We start from the raw sequence: 20,916 nt of genomic DNA, 5'->3' as shown, positions 1-20,916 counted from the left end.
GCGGCCATCAGGAACCAAAACCTACGGTATCCGTTCAAGTTCCAAACTCAAGCTGTTTGGAGACGATGATGGCTGCTCCCCGCGCCTACTGGAAAGGCACGCTCAAACTCTCGCTGGTGTCGTGCCCCGTGGCGCTCTACCCGGCCTCGACCACAGTCGAGAAGACGCGCTTCCACATGATCAACCGGGAGACCGGCAACCGGCTGAAGCAGCAGATGGTCGATACCGAGACCGGCGATATCGTCGAGGGCGACCAGAAGGGCCGCGGCTACGAGGTAAGCAAGGGCAAATATGTCGAGATCGAGAAGGACGAGCTCGAGGCGGTCGAGATCGAGAGCAACCACACCATCGATATCGACAGTTTCGTGCCCGAGGGCGAGATCGACAAGCGCTATCTCGACCACCCCTATTACATCAGGCCCGACGGCAAGGCCGGCGTCGACGCCTTCGCGGTGATCCGCGACGCCATGAAGGACCAGGACCGGGTCGCGCTGGCGCGGATCGTGCTGACCAACCGCGAACACGTGATCGCGATCGAACCACTCGACAAGGGCATGCTCGGCACCACCCTGCGCTACCCCTACGAGGTGCGCGAGGCCGACGATTATTTCGATGACATCAAGAGCCCGAAAGTGACCAAGGACATGATCGAGCTTGCCGGCCATATCCTGGACAGCAAGGCCGGCCATTTCGACCCGTCGAAATTCAAGGACGAATACGAGACCGCGCTGAAGGCGCTGGTCCGCCGCAAGGCCGCCGGCAAGCCGATCAAGGCCGCCGCGCGCGAGGAGAAGCCAAGCAATGTGGTGAGCCTGATGGACGCGCTGAAGCAGAGCCTGAAGGACCGGAAAGGCGGCGCCAGGCGCTCAGGCTCCAGCGCACGGCGCCCGGCCGCGCAACGCCGTACCGCCAAGAAGGCGCACCGGTCGAGCGCGCGATCGCGCAAGGCGGGATAAGGCCTCTCCACGTCATTGCGAGCGAAGCGAAGCAATCCATCTTTCCCCGCGTGGAGAGATGGATTGCTTCGTCGCTTCGCTCCTCGCAATGACGAGGATGGATATGCGAAGGCTACCTCTTCTTCGACGTCTTGCGCTTCTTCGCCGTCTTCTTCTTGGACGCCTTCTTCGGCACCTTCCGCCCCTTGGCGCGCGCTTCGGACAGACCGATAGCGATTGCCTGCTTGCGGCTCTTCACCTTCTTCTTGGAGCGGCCGCTGCGCAGCGTCCCGGCCTTGCGCTTCTTCATTACACGCTCGACATCGCTCGATGCCTTCCGCGAGTATTTTCTTGCCATGGCTTCTCTCCCGATAAGGGAGAACAAGCCTCGATCGGAGCGAAGGTTCCGAAGCTAGTCTGCCGCGCGCAGCCGATAGCCGATGCCGGTCTCGGTCAGCACGAATTGCGGGCGCTCGGGGTCGGCCTCGATCTTCTGGCGGAGCTGGCGCACATAGACACGCAAATATTGCGCGTCGGTCAGCTCGTCCCACAACTCCTTCAGCAGGAAGCGATGCGTCAGCACCTTGCCGGCGTGCTGAACCAGCACGCGCAGCAGGTCATATTCCTTCGGCGACAGCTTGATCTCCTTGTCGCCGACCTTGACGATCCGCCGCACCAGATCGACCGCGAGATCGCCGGAGCGGAACACCGGCCGCTCGCCCTGCACCTGCAACTGGTGGCGCAGCGCCGCGCGCAGCCGCGCCAGCAATTCGTCCATGCCGAACGGCTTGGTCAGATAGTCGTCGGCGCCGAGATCGAGCGCCTGCACCTTGCCGGCCTCGTCGCCGCGGCTCGACAGCACCACCACCGGAACGCTCTCGTTGCGGCCGCGGATCATGCGCAGGAGGTCGTGGCCCTGGATATCGGGCAGTCCGAGATCGAGGATGATCAGCGCCGGCCCCTCGGCCAGCATCTCCAGGGCGATCTTGCCGTTGGAGGCTTCCAGGATGTCGTAGCCCTGGGTGCTGAGCCCCATCCGCAGCAGCTTGCGGATCGGCGGCTCGTCGTCGATGACCAGGACCTTGATGGGTGTCGCGTTCATGCAACAGTGTCCAGCGCGTTGGTGTCGGCCGGGATCGGCAGGCGGATGGTGATGACGGCGCCGCTCCGGTCGGAGCGGTTGGCCGCCGCGATCGTGCCGCGCATTGCCTCGACGAAGCCGCGCGAGATCGCAAGCCCAAGGCCGGTGCCGGGGCGGACATGGTCGCCCTTCTCGGCGCGATAGAATTTGTCGAACACGCTCTCGAGCTCGGCCGCCGGAATACCGTTGCCTTCATCGAGTATCTGCAACGCGATCGTGTCACGGTCGCGCACGCCGTGGATCGAGATCGTGGTGTCCGATGGGGCGTACTTGGCGGCGTTGTCGAGCAGATTGAACAGCACCTGCTCGAACAGCACGGCGTCAAGCTCCAGCATCGGCAGATCGGCCGCGAGCTCCAGCGACACCCGGTGATGCACCAGGATCTTGGCGGCGCGACGCAGCGCGCTGCCAACGATCTCGCCGACGTCGTGCCGTGCGGTGTTGGGCACGATCGCGCCTGACTCCAGCTTGGTCATGTCGAGCAGATTGGCGATGAAACGATTGAGCCGCTCCGACTCGTCGATCACGGTCGCGAGCAGGTCATGCTTCTGGGCGTCGCTCAGGTTGGCGCCGAGATCGCGCAGCGCCGAGGCCGAGCCGAGCACCGAGGCCAGCGGCGTCTTGAGGTCGTGCGAGATCGAGGTCAGGAGTGCGCCGCGCAGCCGGTCGGATTCCACCGTGCGCTTGACGCGATCCATGTCCTCGACCAGCAGCACACGCTCGATCGCCAGCGCCCCCTGGTCGACCAGCGCATCGAGCAGCCGGCGCTGGTCCGGCGTCAGCAGCGGCCCGGTGCGGTCGTCGTCGATGCCGATCACCCCGATCGGGCCGCGGCCGGTGCGCATCGGCAGGAACAGCCGCTTTCCGCCGGGCAGCGTGTCCGAGCCGCGGCCTGCCGGGCGGTCGTTGCCCCAGGCCCAGTTGGCGGCGGCGAGATCGGCCTGATCGAGCTGGTCCTCCGGCGGATAGCCGCTCTTGACGGTCAGCATGCCGCCCTCCGGCAGCAGCAACACCACACGCACCTTCAGCATCAGCGCGATCTGGTAGGCGGTCGCCCACAACACGTCGTCCAGCGTCGCGGTGCCCGCGAGCTTGCGGCTGAAGGCATAGAGCGACTCGGTGGTGCGGACGCGGCCGATCGCGGTGTCGGCCTGGGTGCGCACCCGCGCCGCGACGTTGGAGACCAGCAACGCGATCAGCATGAAGAAGAAGAACGCCGCGACGTTGGTCGGGTCGGTGATGGTGAAGGTATAGACCGGCGGCAGGAAGAAGAAATTGTAGCACAGCGAGGCGGCGACGCTCGCCAGCAGCGACGGCCACAGGCCGTAGCGCGCCGCAGCGCCGACCACGGCGGTGATGAACACGAGGTCGACATTCTCGATGCCGAAGAACGGCTGGATCAGCTTGGCCGCGCCGAGCCCGATCGCCGTCAGCAGCAGCGCCATCAGGTAAGGCCGCGGGTTGAACGGCTCCTGCCGCTGCGCGGTCTGCACCGCCGCCTTGCCGACCGGCAGCTCGTCGCCGGCGATCACGTTGACGCTGATATTGCCGGCGCGGCGCACCAGATCGTGCACCACGGAGCCGTGCGTCAGCTCGAACCAGCGCGAACGCGTCGATTTGCCGATGATGATCTGGGTGACGTTGTTGGCTTGCGCAAAATTGATGACGTCGTCGGCGATGCGGCGGCCGACACCGGGCAGCGTCAACGCCTCGCCGCCGAGCGATTCCGCAAGCCGCATGGTATCGGCCAGGCGGTCGCGCTGCTCGTCGCTCAGTTGCAGGCTGCGTCGCGTCTCGATGCTGACGGCGGTCCATTGCGCGTGCAGCCGGTCGGCCAACCGTTTGGTGTAGCGCACGAGGCCTGCCGCGCGCGGGTCCTCGCTCAGGCAAACAAGAATCCGCTCGCCGGCGGCCCACGGGCCCTGGATCGCATTGGCCTGCATGTGGTTGAGCAGCTGCTCGTCGACCCGCTCGGCGGTGCGGCGCAGTGCCAGCTCGCGCAGCGCGGTCAGATTGCCGGGCGAGAAATAGTGCTCCAGCGCCCGCTCGGCCTGCTTGGGCACATAGACCTTGCCCTCCTTCAGCCGCTGGATCAGGTCGTCGGGCGTGAGGTCGATCAGCTCGATCGCATGGGCGCGATCGACCACCGAGTCGGGCACGGTCTCGCGCACCCGCACATGGGTGATCTGCGCGACGACGTCGTTGAGGCTCTCGATGTGCTGAATGTTGATCGCGGTGTAGACGTCGATGCCGTGCGACAGCAGCTCCTCGACATCGAGATAGCGCTTGGGATGCCGGCTGCCCGGTGCATTGGTGTGGGCGAGCTCGTCGACCAGCGCGAGCTGAGGGCGCCGCGCGATCACGGCATCGAGGTCCATTTCCTCGAGCGTCTGGTCGCGATAGGCCAGCCGCTTCCGCGGGATCACTTCGAGACCCCTGAGCAGCGCCTCGGTCTCCATCCGGCCGTGGGTTTCGACGACACCGACCACGACGTCCACGCCCGCCTTGAGGCGGGCGTGGGCGCTCGAGAGCATCTCGTAGGTCTTGCCGACACCGGGCGCGGCGCCGATGAAGATCTTCAGCCGCCCCGAGCGATCGGTCTCCCGGCGCGCCGCCTCCAGCAGCGCATCCGGCGAGGGTCGTTTGTGGGGGTCACGCTGATTGGCCATACCGCAATATAGTCATCCTGCGAGAGCGGGCCTACTCCCCTATTTCGCCTTTGCTGCGTCGAGCGCCAGGTTGAGCGCAAGAACGTTAACGCGGGGCTCGCCGATCACGCCGGCGAAGCGGCCTTGCGTGTTCTGCGTCACCAGCTCACGCACCACATCTTCCGACATGCTGCGCGCCTTGGCCACCCGCGGCACCTGGAACAGCGCGGCGTCCGGCGAGATGTCCGGATCGAGGCCGCTGGCGGAGGTGGTGACGAGATCGACCGGCACGCCGGCGGAGGGGTTCTCCGCCTTCAGCCTCTCGACATCCTCCTTGACCCGATCGTTCAGCGCCTTGCTGGTCGGACCGAGGTTGGAGCCGCCGGAATTGGCCGCGTTGTAGGGCGCCGGCACGGTCTTGGAGGAATCGTTCGGATCGGGCGCGACCGTCGCCGACGGCCGGCCATGGAAGTATTTGTCCTCCTTGAACTCCTGCCCGATCAAAGCGGAGCCGATCACCTTGCCGTCCTTCTCGATCAGGCTGCCTTGCGCCTGCTTCGGAAAGATGACGCCGGCGATCGCCGTCATGGCGAGCGGATAGGCAAGGCCCGTGATCGCGGTCAGCAGAACCAGCACGAGAATGGCGGGGCGAATTTCTTTCAACATGATGTATCTCCTAGGTCTCTTTCGTCATTGCGAGCGAAGCGAAGCAATCCATGGTTCGGCACAACGGATGGGTGGATTGCTTCGTCGCTTCGCTCCTCGCAATGACGGCTACACGGTTACGCCAGGCCCAGGGCGGCGACGATGAGGTCGATCGCCTTGATGCCGATGAACGGGATGATGATGCCGCCGAGGCCATAGATCATCAGGTTGCGGCTGAGCAGCGCACCAGCGCCGACGGCGCGATACTTGACGCCCTTCAGCGCCAAGGGGATCAGCGCAATGATGATCAGCGCGTTGAAGATGATCGCCGACAGGATCGCGCTCTGCGGGCTCGCGAGGTGCATCACGTTCAGCACCTGGAGCTGCGGATAGAACGCGAGGAACATCGCCGGGATGATCGCAAAGTACTTCGCGACGTCGTTGGCGATCGAGAACGTGGTCAGCGCGCCGCGGGTCATCAACAGCTGCTTGCCGATCTCGACCACCTCGATCAACTTGGTCGGGTTGGAGTCGAGGTCGACCATGTTGCCTGCCTCGCGGGCCGCCTGGGTGCCGGTGTTCATGGCGACGCCGACATCGGCCTGCGCCAGCGCCGGCGCATCGTTGGTGCCGTCGCCGCACATCGCGACCAGCTTGCCTTTGGATTGCTCGTCGCGGATCAGCTTGAGCTTATCCTCAGGGGTTGCCTGCGCCAGGAAATCATCGACGCCGGCCTCGGCCGCGATCGCGGCTGCGGTCATCGGGTTGTCGCCGGTGATCATCACGGTCCGGATGCCCATCCGGCGCAATTCTGCGAAGCGTTCGCGGATGCCGCCCTTGACGATATCCTTGAGGTGCACGACGCCGAGCAGCTTGCCGTCCTTGGCGACCGCCAGCGGCGTGCCGCCGGCCTTGGCGATCTCGTCGGCGATCGCCTGGATCTCGCGGGCTTCCGCGCTCATCGTCGCCGCGACCGCACGGACGGTGTTGCCGGAGGCGACCGTACGGGGTGAACCGCCGTCGACATAGGCGAGGATGGCATCCACCGCGCCCTTGCGGACCGACGACGTGCCGGCGTCGATGCCGCTCATGCGGGTCTGCGCGGTGAACGGCACGAAGGTCGCGGCAAGCTCGTGCATGTCGCGACCACGGATGCCGTACTTCTCCTTGGCGAGCACCACGATCGAACGGCCTTCCGGCGTCTCGTCGGCCAGCGAAGCGAGCTGTGCCGCGTCGGCGAGGTCCTGCTCGGGGACGCCGCGGATCGGACGGAACGCGGTCGCCTGGCGGTTGCCGAGAGTGATGGTGCCGGTCTTGTCCAGCAGCAGCGTATCGACGTCGCCGGCGGCTTCCACCGCGCGGCCGGACATCGCCAGCACATTGAAGCGCACCAGGCGGTCCATGCCGGCAATGCCGATCGCCGACAGCAGCGCGCCGATCGTGGTCGGGATCAGCGTGACGAACAGCGCCACCAGCACCACGACCGAGATCGAGCCGCCGGCATAGGCCGCATAGCTCGGGATCGTCACCGTCGCGAACACGAAGATGATGGTGAGGCCCGCCAGCAGGATGTTGAGCGCGATCTCGTTCGGCGTCTTCTGCCGCTCGGCGCCCTCCACCAGCTTGATCATGCGGTCGATGAAGGTCGAGCCCTGGGCTGCGGTGATGCGGACGCGGATCCAGTCCGACAGCACCTGGGTGCCGCCGGTGACCGCCGAGCGATCGCCGCCGGACTCGCGGATCACAGGCGCGGATTCACCGGTAATCGCCGCTTCATTGACTGAAGCAACGCCTTCGATCACCTCGCCGTCCGACGGGATGTTGTCGCCGGCCTCGACCAGCACGATATCACCGACCTTCAGCGAGGTACCGGGCACCATGCGATAGGTCCGGTCGGTGCCGGTGAGCAGCTTGGCCTGACTCTCGGTACGGGTCTTTTTCAGGGACTCCGCCTGCGCCTTGCCGCGGCCTTCGGCAACGGCCTCGGCGAAGTTGGCGAACAGCACGGTGAACCAGAGCCAGAGGATGATCTGGAAGGTGAAGCCGAGATTGGCGTTACCAATGACAAGGTCGCGCATGAAGATCACGGTGGTCAGCGCCGCCACGACCTCGACCACGAACATCACGGGGTTCTTCGCCATCAGCCGGGGATCCAGCTTGACGAAGGCCGATTTGATCGCCGGCACCAGGATCTTCGGGTCGAGCATGGTCGACGCCGTCACCTGCTTCTGCAGTCTTGTGGTTTCCATGGATGTCACTCCGGACAATTCGATCAGAACAGGGTGTTGGCGTTCATGGCGAGGTGCTCGACGATCGGCCCGAGCGCCAGCGCCGGGAAGAAGGTGAGACCGCCGATGATCAGGATCACGCCGATGACAAGGCCGACGAACAGGCCGCCGGTGGTCGGGAAGGTGCCCGCCGAGGCCGGGATCGACTTCTTCTCGACCAGCGAACCTGCAATGGCCATCGCCGGCACGATCATGAAGAAGCGGCCGACGAACATCGCCATCGCGAGCGTCAGATTGTAGAACAGGGTGTTGCCGGTGAGGCCCGCGAACGCCGAACCGTTGTTGCCGGTTCCCGAGGTGTAGGCATAGAGCACCTCGGTGAAGCCGTGCGGACCGGCATTGGCCATCGAGGCCACCGCCGACGGCAGCACCACGCCGACCGCGGTCCAGCCGAGATACATCAGCGGCAGCACCAGGATCGCAAGCATCGCCATCTTGACCTCGCGCGCCTCGATCTTCTTGCCGACATATTCCGGCGTACGGCCGACCATCAGGCCGGCGACGAAGATCGCCAGCACGACGAACAGCAGCATGCCGTAAAGGCCCGCACCGACGCCGCCGATGATGACTTCGCCAAGCTGCATGTTGATCAGCGGGATCATGCCGCCGAGCGCGGTGAAGCTGTCATGCATGGCATTGACCGCGCCGCAGGAGGCGGCGGTGGTGACGACGGCGAACAGCGAGGACGCGACGACGCCGAAGCGGACCTCCTTGCCCTCCATGTTACCGCCGGTGAGACCCAGCGCCTGCAGCGCCGAGGTGCCGTTGGCTTCCGCCCAATAGGTGACGGTGACGCCGGCGACGAACAGGATGCCCATCACGGCGAAGATCGCCCAGCCCTGGCGCTGGTTGCCGACCATGCGGCCGAACACATTCGTCAGCGCCGCACCCAGCGCGAAGATCGAGATCATCTGCACGAGGTTGGACAGCGCGGTCGGATTCTCGAACGGATGCGCGGCGTTAGCATTGAAGAAGCCGCCGCCATTGGTGCCAAGCATCTTGATCGCAACCTGCGAAGCGACAGGTCCGAGCGCGATGGTCTGCTTGCCGCCCTCAAGCGTGGCGGCATCGACATAAGCGCCGAGCGTCTGCGGCATGCCCTGCCAGACCAGGAACAGCGCATAAACGATGCAGATCGGCAGCAGCACGTAGAGCGTGCAGCGCGTGACGTCGACCCAGAAATTACCGACCGTGCGCATCGACGAGCGGGTGAAGCCGCGGATCAGCGCCATCGCCAGCGCGATGCCGGTCGCCGCCGACAGGAAGTTCTGGTGGGTCAGGCCCAGCATCTGGACCAGATAGGACAGCGTGCTCTCGCCGCCGTAGTTCTGCCAGTTGGTGTTGGTGATGAAGGAGATCGCAGTGTTGAACGAGAGATCCTCGGCAACCGCGGTCTGGCCGGCCGGGTTGAACGGCAGCACCGCCTGCAACCGCATCAGGCCGTAGATCAGGGCGAAGCCGCCGACATGGAACAGCAGCATCGCGACCGTATAGGTCAGCCAATGCTGCTCGCGCCGCTCGTCGACGCCGCCGACCCAGTAGATGCCGCGCTCGAGGGGGCGCAGCACGGGGGAGAGGAAGGTGCGCTCGCCGCTGAACACGCGGGTCATGTACCAGCCGAGCGGTTTGACCAGCGCGATCACGATCGCGCAAAATAGAATAATTTGAATCCAGCCGATGACGGTCATCGCGTCAAACCTTTCGAATGGGTGCGAAGCGCAGCAGCGACGCGAACATGCCGAGCAACAGCCCGGTCAGCACCGCGTCGGCCAAGAGGATCGTGCAAAGCGCGAGCATGGCGAACCGCCTAGAAGCGTTCGGGCCGCAGCAATGCGTAGGTGAGGTAGAACAACAGGCCGAGCGAAACGAGGCTGGCGAGCGAGTAATCGAAGATCATCGTCGCCTCCGTCACAGCCGTTCGCAGGCGTAGGCGTAGCCGATGCCGGCCGCGAAGAAGCCGATCGCGAGCGCCGCCATGAGAATGTCCATCATGAGAGACTCCTATGCATCCGAGGGGCGCGGGCGACCGTATAAGCGCTCCGCGCCGGATCGCCGTGAGGTGCCATCCGGGGCATAGGTTTTCGAGAGGTGGCGAATAAGGACGTTATAGGAATCGTATAAGTGCCTCAGTGCCGCCAACGTTCTCAGCCGTCGTCCCGGCGAAAGCCGGGACCCATAGCCACAGGGCCGAGTTTTGCGACGGCTGGAGCTCCAGCGCGACACGACAACTGAGATCGGTGGTTATGGGTCCCGGCTTTCGCCGGGACGACGCGCGGCCTTTATGGAATCCCTATATCTCCGCCCCTCGCCTCATCTCGTATTCAAATGGCACTCCGGCCATTTTGGGCCTGCGGCCAATGCTTTGGGCCGCACCCAGGACGAGATGACGCCATGTCCGTGCTATCCGAAAACACCTCGACCGATCTCGGCGAACGGCTGCGCGACGCCTATGCGGTATCCGCCGAATTCATGGCCGACATCATCAGCCAGACCTGCCGGCGCTTTCCCTCGGTCGGACAGAGCGGCAAGACCGCCCGCGTCGAGCGCCTGATCCGGTCCGGCGCCTGGACCGATGCCGCAATCGCGCTGCTCGATCTCGAACTGCCACAGTGGCAAATCCGCCGCCTGGTCTATGACGAGGGCGAGTGGCACTGCGCGCTGTCGCGCGAGCGCGAGCTGCCGGACTGGCTCGACCAGTCGATCGAGACCCGCCATACCGATCTCGCACTCGCAATCCTCAGTGGCTTCGTCGAGGCGCAGCGGATCTCGACGCCCGAGAATCGCACCAGCGTGCCGACCGTGCGTCGCGAACCGCGCACGCTGTACGAGCCGCTGCTCGTCGACAATATCGGCTGACGGCGGCGCAGCCGTGAACACCAAACAATTGCCGCGGCAACTGCCGTCGATCCAAGTCATGGTCCGGTTCGGCTTCCGGCTTGCCATCATGATCGGCTTCGCGGCGTTCGCCGGCGCCGGCTTCGGCAGGGGCCTCGTCACGCTGCTCTTGATGTCGGCCGTGATCTGCGCCTTCGCCGGGATTGCCAAACGGGAAATGCCGTTTGCCGCAAACCTCAATCACTGGGACGAGATGACCGCCTATGTCGCGCTGTGCGCGCTCGGCACCGGCATCGTCCAGCGCCTCTGAACCATCCCATGAAATCCTATGCCGCTCCTATGAAGTCGCTGCTCGCTCGTGCTCGATTTCATATCCGGCAAGACAGACATTGAACGCGTGACTTCCACCTTAAGGACGACCACAGTGAAATTCGTCGAACCTCCCTTGTGTAGCGCAGCGTCCACCATTGTCTTCATCGGCCGCAACCACCGCGGCCAATGGGTCGCCCAGCAGCAGAACGGCCTCTATGGCGGCCTGTTCGTCAATCGCGCCCAGGCCGTCAAATACGCGCTGTTCGAGAACGGCCAGCACCCCGAAATGATCGTCGAGCTGTCGCGCGAGATCGAGCTCGATATGCGCGGCGAGACCGCAAGCCTCCCCGCAAGCCGCGTGGCCTAAGCCACCCCCATGACTTCAAATGTGACTTCGATAGCGGCGTCGCGTCCGGATTCGGGCGAATGGCTGTCGGGCTTCATCCCCGATCTTCCGACCCCCTTCAATCACCGGGACGAAATCGACACCGAAGCGTTCGGCCGGCTGTGCGAGCGCCAGATCGCGGCCGGCGCCACGGCACTGGTGGTCGGCGAGACTGCAGGTGAGAGCTCGACGCTCGAGCCCGCGGAGCGCACGCAGCTGGTCCGCATCGCCGACCGCGTCGCACGCAAGCGGGTCCGCATCATCGCCGGCGCCGGGTCGAACGCGACGGATCGTGCCGTCACGTTCACGGCCGCCGCGGAAGCAGCCGGTGCCGACGCCATATTGTCGGTCGTGCCTTACTACAACAAGCCGATGCCACAGGGCATGGCGGCGCATTTCCGCGCCGTCGCCGCGGCCACGACCTTGCCAGTGATCCTGCACGACATTCCGTCTCGAACAGTGAAAGGCCTGGTCGACGAGACGCTGGTCGAGTTGGCAGCTTCGCCGCAAATCGTGGGCCTGCGCGACAGCAGCGGCGACATCGGCCGGCTTACGCGCCTGCGCCCACGCCTGCCGGCGACATTCCGGATGCTGACCGGCGACGACACCATTTCGCTGGCGCATCTCGCAGCTGGCGGTCATGGCTGCATTTCCACCGTGGCGAACCTTGCGCCCGATCTGTGTGTGGCCGTGGCCCGGCATCTCCGCGCCGGGCGATTGCATCAGGCGCGCGAGCTGCACCGGCGGCTGACGCCGCTTGCGACACTGCTGGAACGCGACCATCCCGCTGCCCTGAAATTCGCGCTGGCATTATTGGGCTTCATGCAGCCGGCGACGCGGCTGCCGATCGTTCAGCTGGAGGCGCAGGCGAAGGCCGAGATCGCGCAGGCGATGACCGACATCGCCGATGACTATCTGGCGGAAGCAAAATGAAAGCCGCGACGCGAGCCATCGCAATGCACAATAGGAGCCACGCACGGCTCCGTGACACCGCGCCATATTGAGGTTCCCGGACGGCGCCCCATATCCACGGCAAGGGAGTGCTTGCCGTGCAGACCCTCAAGGCGGCTCTCGTTATGGCGACCGTCCTGGTCGCTCTGGTTTTCTCCATCCGTCCCGGCGCGGCCGCGGACAACAGCCATCTTGCCCTGACCATTTCAATCGACGGCGCGATCGGGCCGGCATCGGCCAGTTACGTCAAAGATGCTCTGGCCAAGGCCGCCGAACGGCGCGCCGAGATCGTCATCCTGCGCCTGAACACACCGGGCGGTCTCAGCACCAGCATGCGCGAGATCATCACCGACGTGCTGGCCTCGCCCGTTCCCGTCGTCGGCTATGTTGCGCCCTCCGGCGCCCACGCCGCGAGCGCCGGGACCTATATCCTCTATGCGACCCATCTTGCCGCGATGGCGCCTGGCACCAATATCGGCGCCGCGACGCCGGTCCAGATTGGCGGCCCGATGCCGGGCCTGCCGGGCAGCCCCCCGGACAAGGGTGGCAAGGATCAGAAAGACGGCGGCAGCGCGTCCGAGACCAAGGATGCCATGACGGCGAAGGTGACGAACGATGCCGTTGCCTTCATCCGCAGCCTCGCCGAACTGCGCGGCCGCAATGCCGACTGGGCCGAGAAGGCGGTCCGCGATGCTGCCACCCTCAGCACCAACGCCGCATTGCAAGCCAATGTCATCGAGTTTACCGCGCGCGATCCGGCCGACCTGCTGAGGCAGATCGACGGCCACACGGTGGAGCTTGCCGGCGGCAAGACACAGCGCCTGGCGACCAAGGATGCCGTGATCGAAGCCATCGACCCCACCTGGCTCTCGCGCGCACTGGCGGTCGTCACCGACCCCAACATCGCGTTCGTCCTGCTGATGGTCGGCATCTACGGCCTGATATTCGAGTTCATGTCGCCCGGTGCCGTGGCGCCTGGGGTCGTCGGGACGATCTGCCTGCTGCTCGGCCTCTATGCACTCAACATGCTGCCGATCAACTATGCCGGCTTCGCCCTGATGCTGGTCGGGATCGCGCTGCTTGCGATCGAGGCGTTCAACCCGACCGTCGTGATCGGCCTCGGCGGCATCGTCGCCTTCGTGCTTGGCGCCGCCATGCTGTTTCGGATCGAGGCGCCCGGATACCACCTGTCATGGTCGGTGATCTGCATCGTCGCGGCGATGTTCGCAGGCCTCGTTCTCGTCGTGCTCGGCGCGCTGCGCCGCGCGCGCAACGGCCCGATCCGCCTTGGCGCGCAAGCCATGCGCGGGCTATCGGCCGAGGTGCTCGACTGGACCGAGACGTCAGGCCACGTCTTCACCAATGGTGAACGCTGGCAGGCGCGCGGCACCGAGACATTCAGGGCCGGAGAGACGGTCGAGGTCGCCAACATCGTCGATCTGACGCTGGTGGTGCGGCGTGCGCCGGCCGCCGCCGGCCAGGGAGGTAAAGCATGATGCTTGATTATTTCACCTATGCGGCGATCGCGTTGCTGATCATCATATTCCTGACCCAGGCCGTGCGCGTGCTGCGCGAATATGAGCGCGGCGTCATCTTCACGCTGGGTCGTTTCACCGGGGTGAAGGGTCCCGGGCTCATCATCCTGATTCCGGTTGTGCAGCAGCTGGTGAAGGTCGATCTCAGGGTGGTGGTGCAGGTGGTGCCGCCGCAGGACGTAATTTCTCGCGACAACGTCTCGGTCAAGGTCAACGCCGTTCTCTACTTCCGCATCGTCGACCCCGAGCGCGCCATCATCAAGGTCAGCGACTACATGGCTGCGACCAGCCAGCTGGCCCAGACCACGCTGCGCTCGGTGCTCGGCAAGCACGAGCTCGACGAGATGCTGGCGGAACGCGACCGGCTGAACGCCGATATCCAGGAGACCCTCGACAAGCAGACCGACGTCTGGGGTATCAAGGTCAACGCGGTCGAGATCAAGGACATCGATATCAACGAAACCATGGTGCGGGCGATCGCCAAGCAGGCCGAGGCAGAGCGGCTGCGGCGCGCCAAGGTGATCAACGCGATGGGCGAGCAGCAGGCCGCCGAGAAGCTGGTCGAGGCCGGGCGGATCCTCGCCCAGGAGCCGCAGGCGATGCAGCTCCGCTATTTCGCCGCGCTGCATGACATTGCCGGCGAGCGCTCCTCGACCGTGGTCTTCCCGCTCCCGATGAATTTGCTCGATCACCTCACGCGCCGTAGCGAGGCGACGTGATCGCAATTGCTAATGCCCGTGATGCTTGGCCCGCCACGCAGGTCCGGGGCCGCGCATATAATGGGCTTCGGGCCGGTAGACGCTGATCGGCTCCTCGCCGATCCAGGCGAAGAATTTGAGCAGCCCCTCTGCGGCGCTGCGCAGCAGGGACGCGATGAATACAACTGCGCGCATCTCAGTAGTCCCACTTCTCGCCGAGCACGACCGGCGCCCGCGGATATCTCTCGGCATCGCCGCCGGGCATGCCGACGTTGAGATGGGTCCGTGCCCAGTCCTCATGCCCGCGATGCAGCAACAGCTCGTTGCGCAGCCGGTGGATTTTTGCCGCGGCGATGGCGCGGTGAAGCGTCCTGAAGGCGAGGCCGATCCGCCGGATGGTCCGCCGCAGCACCAGAGGCATGGCACCGGCCGAACCGTGCGGCCGGACATCGTGTACGTGGAGCAAGGTCATGTCCCACCTTCCTGTTGGCGGCGCGCGAACGCACCGCGTCACGCCATAGATGCTGGGAAGTCCGTAGGAATTCGAGAGGACACGCCGCGGCGCGACATAGGAGTCGCATAAAGACCGGCCAACCTGCGATGGGACCGGATGTGCCGCCCCGTACAGGCCGGAACGCAATGTCGCTGGCCGTGTTGACCAGCGCCCATTCAGTGCTAGCCTTTCGACAGCAAACAGCGTCAAGCGGGCTTGATCACCGAGGGTGAAGACCATGAACCTCGTATCGCCAACTGTCGCAACCGCCGGGCCGGTCCACGCCGATGGCGTGGTCGCGGCAGGCGTCTATGTCGAGGGACGACGCGTGGCCAATATCGCGATCGATGAGGCCGCGAGCTGGCGCAACAAGCCGGATCATGTCGTGTGGATCGGCCTGCACGAGCCCGACATGACGCTGCTGAGCAGCCTGCAGCGACAATTCCAGCTGCACGACCTCGCGATCGAAGATGCGGATCATGCGCATCAGCGTCCGAAGATCGAACAATACGGTGATGCGCTGTTCATCGTGGCACGCACCGCGCAGCTCGAGGGCGAGAGCATCTCGTTCGGCGAGACGCACCTGTTCGTCGGCGAGGGCTACATCGTCTCCGTTCGCCACGGCGCCTCGACCTCCTACACGCCGGTCCGCGAGCGTTGCGAGAGCTGCCCGCGCGCTCTCGCCCGGGGCGAGGACTACATCCTCTATGCCATCCTCGATTTCATCGTCGACAACTACTCACCGGTGCTCGAGACGATCCAGGAGGAGGTCGAGGCGATGGAGGCGGAGGTGCTGGCGAGCGCGATGACGCGGGCACAGATCGAGCGGCTCTATCTGCTGCGGCGCGACCTGCTGCGGCTACGCAACGCGGTCGGGCCGCTGGTGGAGGTCTGCCGCAGGCTGGAGCGCGACAACCTGCCGATGGTGCGCGAGACGATGCGGCCGCTGTTCCGTGATGTCACGGACCACGTCCGCACCATCCAGGAACGCATCGATTCACTGCGCGAGGTGCTCGCCTTTGCATTTGAGGCAAGCCTGCTGGTCGGTCAGGCGCAGGAAACCGCGATCTCCAAGAAGCTCGCCTCATGGCTTGCGATCGTGGCGGTGCCGACCGCCGTCGCCGGCATCTACGGCATGAATTTCAAGTACATTCCGGAGCTGCAATGGGAGTACAGTTATTTCGTCGTGATGGGCCTGATGCTGGTCGCATGCGGCGCGCTGTTCTGGCAGTTCAGGCGTTCCGGCTGGCTGTAGGCAGCGATCAGAACATCGAGCCATTCTGGCCCGGAGCAGAGCGCAGCGGCGCATCCCAGCCATGCTGCAAATCGTGACATTACGGACAATTTTACCCTCGATCGGCGGCACCAGAGGCCGGTTTACGGTCGGCGGCAAGACCGGTAACCTCGCCTCCCAATGCGACGTGGAGACTGCCCATGCGGCCCAAGGATCAGATCAACTGGATGCTGACGGATGCGATCGAGGCGCTCGCCCGCGCCGAACGATTGCACCAGAGCTTCCTCAATTTGCACCCGCGCGGGGAAACCAGCGAGCCGAGCTGGGAACCGCCGATGGACGTGATCGAGACCGAGGAGGAGATCCTGATCCTGGTCGCGCTGCCGGGGGTCGATCCCGACGAGGTCGAGGCCGCGCTCGACGGCGGCACGCTGGTGATCTCCGGCCGCCGCACTTTGCCCTCCGAGCTCCGCAACGCCCGCATCCTGCGCCTCGAGCTGCCGCAGGGCCGCTTCGAGCGCCGCATCGCGCTGCCGACCGGCCGCTACACCATCAGCCGCTTTGCCGCGCATGGCTGCGTCGGCCTGCGGCTCGGAAAATCGAGCTGAGGGATTTCGATATGGCTGCATCAGACATTTCAAGCCCGGCATCGAGCTCGGCCCCGATTCCGAGCGACGCGATGATCATCGTCCCGGTGCGCAACACCGTGCTGTTTCCGGACGTGATCATCCCGATCACGATCGCGCGCGCGACCTCGATCGCCGCGGCCCAGCAGGCGGTGCGCGAGCAGCGGCCGATCGGCATCCTGCTGCAACGCGATCCCGAGACCAACGATCCCGGCCCGGACGGGCTCTACCGTGTCGGTACTGTCGCCAACATCGTGCGCTACATCACCGGCGCCGACGACACCCACCATCTGGTCTGCCAGGGCGTGCAGCGCATGCGCGTGCTCGACTATCTGCCCGGCACGCCGTTCCTCGCCGCCCGCGTGCTGCAGATTCCCGAACCGACCAACACCTCGCCCGAGATCGAAGCGCGCTTCCTTAATCTGCAGCGCCAGGCGCTGGAGGCCGCGCAATTGCTGCCGCAGACGCCGCCCGAGTTGATCGCCGCGCTGCAGGGTACGACGTCGCCGGCGACGCTGGCCGACCTTGCGACCTCCTACATGGACATCAAGCCGGCGGAGAAGCAGGACATCCTGGAAACCATCGACCTCGTGGCGCGGATGGACAAGGTGTCGCGCCATCTCGCCGAGCGCATCGAGGTGCTGAGGCTCAGCCAGGAGATCGGGCAGAAGACCAAGGCGGTGTTCGACGAGCGGCAGCGCGAGGCGATCCTGCGCGAGCAGATGGCGACCATCCAGCGCCAGCTCGGTGAAGGCGACGGCAAGGCCGCCGAGGTCGCCGAACTGACCAAGGCGATCGCGGAGGCCAAGATGCCACCGGAGGCCGAGGGCCAGGCGCGGAAGGAATTGCGCCGCTATGAGCGGATGCCCGAGGCCGCGGCCGAATCCGGCATGGTGCGCAGCTATCTCGACTGGCTGATCGACCTGCCCTGGAGCATTCCGGAGGAGAAGCCGATCGACATCGCGGAAGCGCGCAAGATCCTCGACCAGGACCATTACGGTCTGGAGAAGATCAAGAGCCGCATCATCGAATATCTCGCGGTGCGCAAGCTCGCGCCCGGCGGCAAGGCGCCGATCCTCTGCTTCCTCGGACCTCCCGGCGTCGGCAAGACCTCGCTCGGGCAATCGATCGCGCGCGCGATGTCGCGGCCGTTCGTTCGGGTCAGCCTTGGTGGCGTGCATGACGAGGCCGAGATCCGCGGCCATCGCCGCACCTATATCGGCGCGCTGCCCGGCAACATCATCCAGGCGATCAAGAAGGCCGGCGCGCGCAATTGCGTGATGATGCTGGACGAGATCGACAAGATGGGGCGCGGCATCCAGGGCGATCCGTCGGCCGCGATGTTAGAGGTGCTCGACCCCGAGCAGAACAGCACCTTCCGCGACAATTATCTCGGCGTGCCGTTCGACCTCTCCCGCGTCGTCTTCATCGCCACCGCCAACATGCTCGACGGCGTCCCGGGCCCGCTGCTCGACCGCATGGAGCTGATCAGCCTTGCCGGCTACACCGAGGATGAGAAGCTCGAGATCGCCAAGCGCTATCTGGTGCGCCGCCAGCTCGAGGCCAACGGCATCAAGGCCGAACAGGTCGAGATCGAGCCGGATGCGCTGCGGCTGATCATCAAGAGCTACACCCGCGAGGCAGGCGTCCGCAATCTCGAGCGCGAGATCGGCAAGGTGCTGCGCAACGTCGCGGTGCAGATCGCCGAGGGCAGCACCAGCCACGTCACGATCACGCCAAAGGACATCGTGTCGCTGCTCGGTCAGCCGCGGTTCGAGAACGAGATCGCGCAGCGCACCAGCATCCCGGGCGTGGCCACCGGGCTTGCCTGGACCCCGGTCGGGGGCGACATCCTGTTCATCGAGGCCTCGCGCACGCCGGGCCGCGGTGCGTTGATGATCACCGGGCAGCTCGGCGACGTGATGCGCGAGAGCGTGCAGGCCGCGATGACGCTGGTCAAAAGCCGCGCCGCCCAGCTCGGCATCGACCCCGCCGTGTTCGAGAAGAGCGACATCCATGTCCACGTTCCCGCCGGCGCCACACCGAAGGACGGCCCCAGCGCAGGCGTTGCGATGTTCACCGCCCTCACCTCGCTCCTGACCGACCGCACGGTGCGCAGTGACACCGCGATGACCGGCGAGATCTCGCTGCGCGGCCTCGTGCTTCCGGTCGGCGGCATCAAGGAGAAGGTGGTCGCCGCCGCGGCCGCGGGCCTGACCCGGGTGATGCTGCCGGCGCGCAACAGGCGCGACTACGACGACATCCCCGCCGGCGCTCGCGCCAAGCTGGAATTCATCTGGCTGGAGCGCGTCGACGAAGCAATCGCCGCCGCGCTGGAGCCCGCCAAGGCGACGCCCGCGGCTGCGGAGTGAGTGGCGGCAGATAACGCTGGGCGTTGATCATCTCGCCCGGGGCTTACCCCTCTCCCTAGCCCTCCCCCGCAAGGGGGGAGGGAGTCTGATCAGCGTGCTCACCTTACGTTGCGCCGCGCAAGAAGCGCAGACGATGTTTGAATAGCTGCAAGGTCTGTCATGCACACGAGTGCTGCGAGCACCGACCAGGTCTCGGACGATCTCGGCATCGAATGTGTAAGGGAGTCACCGGCGGAAGGGTTCCCTCCCCCCTTGCGGGGGAGGGCTAGGGAGAGGGGTGCCGCACGGCGCGCTCTCTCCACTCAATGTTCAACGTATTCAGAGCGGCCTCAGGTCTTGGTCATGCAGTCCGAGATATAGAACCAGCGGTCGTCGCCGATCAGTCCCTTCTGCTTCACCTCTTTGCGGCAGGCCTTGAGCTTGGGCTTGTTGGCGTGCCACTGCGCTTTCATGGCCTTCAGTTTCTCCATCGTCAGCTTGATCTTCGACGGCTTGGCCGTGGTGGCGGCCGGCGCCGGCGCGGCCGGTGCCGCGGTCTGGGCCGAGGCGGCATGAAGCCCGACGGCGAGCAATGCGGCGGCAAGGCAAATCCGGGTGCGAACCATTGAAATCCCCCAATTCCATTTCTGTTTATTGAATAAAACGAATGCCGCAGGCGCCGTAGCATCGGCGACCCGCGGCGATGATCGTCGCGATCAGAGGATTTTGACCGCGCTGAGCAGCGTCATGTAGATGCCCCAGGCCAGCGGAATTCCGACGAACAGCCAGAACAGCGCCGCCCGGCCGTCCAGACCGCCCTTGCCGATACCGAACGATCCGCTCGGTCCGGCGCCACCAGTCGCGGTGGCTTCCTGCAGCTTCGCCACCTCGGCGTCGCTCATGTGCCACTTCGGATCGACCGGTTTGATCAGGTAGTTGCAGATGAAGCCGGCAATCAGCATGGCGCAGAGGATATACATCGTCGTGTTGTAGAGCTGGTCGCGCGGCACACCGGCCGCTAGTTGGAAATCGCGCAGGTAGTTCACCACCACGGGGCCGATAATACCGGCGGTCGACCATGCCGTCAGCAGGCGGCCATGGATCGCGCCGACGAACTGGGTGCCGAACATGTCGGCGAGATAGGCCGGCACGGTGGCGAAGCCGCCGCCATACATCGACAGGATGATGCCGAAGCCAAGCACGAACAGAAGCTTCGAGCCCATCGCGGCAAAGGTCGGCGCCAGCGCGTAGAGCACGATGCCGAGCACGAAGAACGTGTAATAGGTGTTCTTGCGGCCGATCTTGTCCGACAGCGAGGCCCAGAAGAAGCGGCCGCCGATGTTGAACAGCGACAGCAGGCCGGCGAAGCCGGCGGCGATCGCCGCGATCTGCGCCTTCTGCGAGGCATCAAGCGCATTGAAGCCGACATTGGGCAACCCGATCAGCTTGCCGGCGAATATCTCCTGCAGCATCGGCGAGGCCATGCCGATCACCCCGATGCCCGCCGACACGTTGAGGCAGAGCACCAGCCAGATCAGCCAGAACTGCGGCGTCTTGTGCGCGTTGTCGAGATGCACGTTCCTGGTCGAGATCATCGCGTTGGACTTGGCCGGCGGCGTCCAGCCGTCCGGCTGCCAGCCGGCCGGCGGGATGCGATAGCGGAACGCGCCGATCATCATGAAGACGAAGTAGATCGCGCCCATGGTGAGGAAGGTTTCCCGACCGCCGCGGCATGGCGACCGGCATGGCGATCATGGGCTTTGGTGGCGGCGCGATGATCGGTGCGCCGCTCGCGGACAGGCTGATGAACTATTTCAAGACGCCGACCTCGGTGGGCGT

General features: G+C 65.3%; 20 protein-coding genes and 1 pseudogene. 10 read left to right on the top strand and 11 right to left on the bottom strand.

Annotation, left to right across the window (positions count from 1 at the left end; genetic code table 11):
• Positions 1-68 precede the first annotated feature (68 nt).
• Positions 69-956: a non-homologous end joining protein Ku gene (gene ku / locus FNJ47_RS01880; protein ID WP_163149965.1), complete on the top strand. Its 888-nt coding sequence runs from the start codon at positions 69-71 to the stop codon at positions 954-956.
• Between the two features lie 112 nt (positions 957-1,068).
• Here ku and FNJ47_RS01875 read toward each other — a convergent pair whose 3' ends face one another.
• The 7 genes from FNJ47_RS01875 to FNJ47_RS01845 form a co-directional block, all read right to left on the bottom strand.
• Positions 1,069-1,293, bottom strand: coding sequence for a DUF6496 domain-containing protein (locus FNJ47_RS01875; protein WP_163149964.1), 225 nt, complete (start codon positions 1,291-1,293; stop codon positions 1,069-1,071).
• A 54-nt stretch (positions 1,294-1,347) separates the two neighbouring features.
• Entirely contained in the window at positions 1,348-2,037 is a 690-nt protein-coding gene (locus tag FNJ47_RS01870; RefSeq protein WP_163149961.1) for a response regulator, read from the bottom strand.
• Entirely contained in the window at positions 2,034-4,745 is a 2,712-nt protein-coding gene (locus FNJ47_RS01865) for a sensor histidine kinase (protein WP_163149958.1), read from the bottom strand. The genes FNJ47_RS01870 and FNJ47_RS01865 overlap by 4 nt, the downstream gene beginning before the upstream one ends.
• A 39-nt stretch (positions 4,746-4,784) precedes the next feature.
• A complete protein-coding gene (locus FNJ47_RS01860; protein WP_163149955.1) occupies positions 4,785-5,390 on the bottom strand; it encodes a K(+)-transporting ATPase subunit C in 606 nt (201 codons plus the stop codon).
• 116 nt (positions 5,391-5,506) lie between these two features.
• Positions 5,507-7,618 carry a potassium-transporting ATPase subunit KdpB gene (kdpB, locus tag FNJ47_RS01855; RefSeq protein WP_163149952.1) on the bottom strand — a complete coding sequence of 704 codons (2,112 nt, stop codon included), beginning with the start codon at positions 7,616-7,618 and terminating at the stop codon, positions 5,507-5,509.
• 23 nt (positions 7,619-7,641) lie between these two features.
• Complete coding sequence (gene kdpA, locus FNJ47_RS01850) at positions 7,642-9,345, bottom strand: potassium-transporting ATPase subunit KdpA (protein WP_163149949.1); 1,704 nt, start codon at positions 9,343-9,345, stop codon at positions 7,642-7,644.
• Positions 9,346-9,464: 119 nt separating this feature from the next.
• Positions 9,465-9,554, bottom strand: a complete 90-nt coding sequence (locus FNJ47_RS01845; RefSeq protein WP_163149946.1) for a K(+)-transporting ATPase subunit F — start codon at positions 9,552-9,554, stop codon at positions 9,465-9,467.
• Positions 9,555-10,048: 494 nt separating this feature from the next.
• On the opposite strand from FNJ47_RS01845, the gene FNJ47_RS01840 reads away from it, so the two are divergent.
• The 6 genes from FNJ47_RS01840 to FNJ47_RS01815 all read left to right on the top strand — a co-directional run bounded on the left by FNJ47_RS01840 (position 10,049) and on the right by FNJ47_RS01815 (position 14,394).
• Positions 10,049-10,513: a hypothetical protein gene (locus FNJ47_RS01840; protein WP_163149943.1), complete on the top strand. Its 465-nt coding sequence runs from the start codon at positions 10,049-10,051 to the stop codon at positions 10,511-10,513.
• A gap of 13 nt (positions 10,514-10,526) precedes the next feature.
• Entirely contained in the window at positions 10,527-10,802 is a 276-nt protein-coding gene (locus tag FNJ47_RS01835; protein WP_163149940.1) for a hypothetical protein, read from the top strand.
• Between the two features lie 114 nt (positions 10,803-10,916).
• Positions 10,917-11,171 (top strand): hypothetical protein, encoded by a 255-nt coding sequence (locus tag FNJ47_RS01830; RefSeq protein WP_163149937.1) that lies wholly within the window; start codon positions 10,917-10,919, stop codon positions 11,169-11,171.
• 21 nt (positions 11,172-11,192) lie between these two features.
• A complete protein-coding gene (gene dapA, locus FNJ47_RS01825; protein ID WP_347341598.1) occupies positions 11,193-12,122 on the top strand; it encodes a 4-hydroxy-tetrahydrodipicolinate synthase in 930 nt (309 codons plus the stop codon).
• Positions 12,123-12,238: 116 nt separating this feature from the next.
• Positions 12,239-13,636 carry an NfeD family protein gene (locus tag FNJ47_RS01820; RefSeq protein ID WP_163149931.1) on the top strand — a complete coding sequence of 466 codons (1,398 nt, stop codon included), beginning with the start codon at positions 12,239-12,241 and terminating at the stop codon, positions 13,634-13,636.
• The gene (locus tag FNJ47_RS01815) at positions 13,633-14,394 is read left to right on the top strand and encodes a slipin family protein (RefSeq protein ID WP_163149928.1); all 762 of its coding nucleotides are present in this window, start codon (positions 13,633-13,635) and stop codon (positions 14,392-14,394) included. Before FNJ47_RS01820 ends, FNJ47_RS01815 begins: the two co-directional genes overlap by 4 nt.
• A gap of 9 nt (positions 14,395-14,403) precedes the next feature.
• On the opposite strand, the gene FNJ47_RS49755 is transcribed toward FNJ47_RS01815, so the two are convergent.
• Together FNJ47_RS49755 and FNJ47_RS01810 are read right to left on the bottom strand one after the other, a co-directional pair.
• Positions 14,404-14,568 (bottom strand): hypothetical protein, encoded by a 165-nt coding sequence (locus FNJ47_RS49755; protein WP_165445485.1) that lies wholly within the window; start codon positions 14,566-14,568, stop codon positions 14,404-14,406.
• A 1-nt stretch (position 14,569) separates the two neighbouring features.
• Positions 14,570-14,845 carry a hypothetical protein gene (locus FNJ47_RS01810; RefSeq protein WP_163149925.1) on the bottom strand — a complete coding sequence of 92 codons (276 nt, stop codon included), beginning with the start codon at positions 14,843-14,845 and terminating at the stop codon, positions 14,570-14,572.
• A gap of 259 nt (positions 14,846-15,104) precedes the next feature.
• Between FNJ47_RS01810 and corA the strand changes: the two genes are divergently transcribed.
• From corA to lon, 3 genes are all read left to right on the top strand, one after another.
• A complete protein-coding gene (gene corA, locus FNJ47_RS01805) occupies positions 15,105-16,121 on the top strand; it encodes a magnesium/cobalt transporter CorA (RefSeq protein ID WP_163149922.1) in 1,017 nt (338 codons plus the stop codon).
• A 179-nt stretch (positions 16,122-16,300) separates the two neighbouring features.
• Positions 16,301-16,708, top strand: a complete 408-nt coding sequence (locus tag FNJ47_RS01800; RefSeq protein WP_163149919.1) for an Hsp20/alpha crystallin family protein — start codon at positions 16,301-16,303, stop codon at positions 16,706-16,708.
• 11 nt (positions 16,709-16,719) lie between these two features.
• Positions 16,720-19,098 carry an endopeptidase La gene (lon, locus tag FNJ47_RS01795; protein ID WP_163149916.1) on the top strand — a complete coding sequence of 793 codons (2,379 nt, stop codon included), beginning with the start codon at positions 16,720-16,722 and terminating at the stop codon, positions 19,096-19,098.
• 329 nt (positions 19,099-19,427) lie between these two features.
• Here lon and FNJ47_RS01790 read toward each other — a convergent pair whose 3' ends face one another.
• The gene (locus FNJ47_RS01790) at positions 19,428-19,703 is read right to left on the bottom strand and encodes a hypothetical protein (protein WP_163149914.1); all 276 of its coding nucleotides are present in this window, start codon (positions 19,701-19,703) and stop codon (positions 19,428-19,430) included.
• Between the two features lie 90 nt (positions 19,704-19,793).
• Positions 19,794-20,795, bottom strand: a pseudogene (locus FNJ47_RS01785) (MFS transporter); the annotation flags it as partial.
• Positions 20,796-20,916: the final 121 nt, after the last annotated feature.

This window comes from Bradyrhizobium uaiense (genome assembly GCF_010811875.1).
Taxonomy (GTDB): Bacteria; Pseudomonadota; Alphaproteobacteria; order Rhizobiales; family Xanthobacteraceae; genus Bradyrhizobium; species Bradyrhizobium uaiense.
The sequence above is the reverse complement of the archived record's forward strand: the minus strand, read 5'-3'. Positions and strand labels throughout refer to the sequence as shown.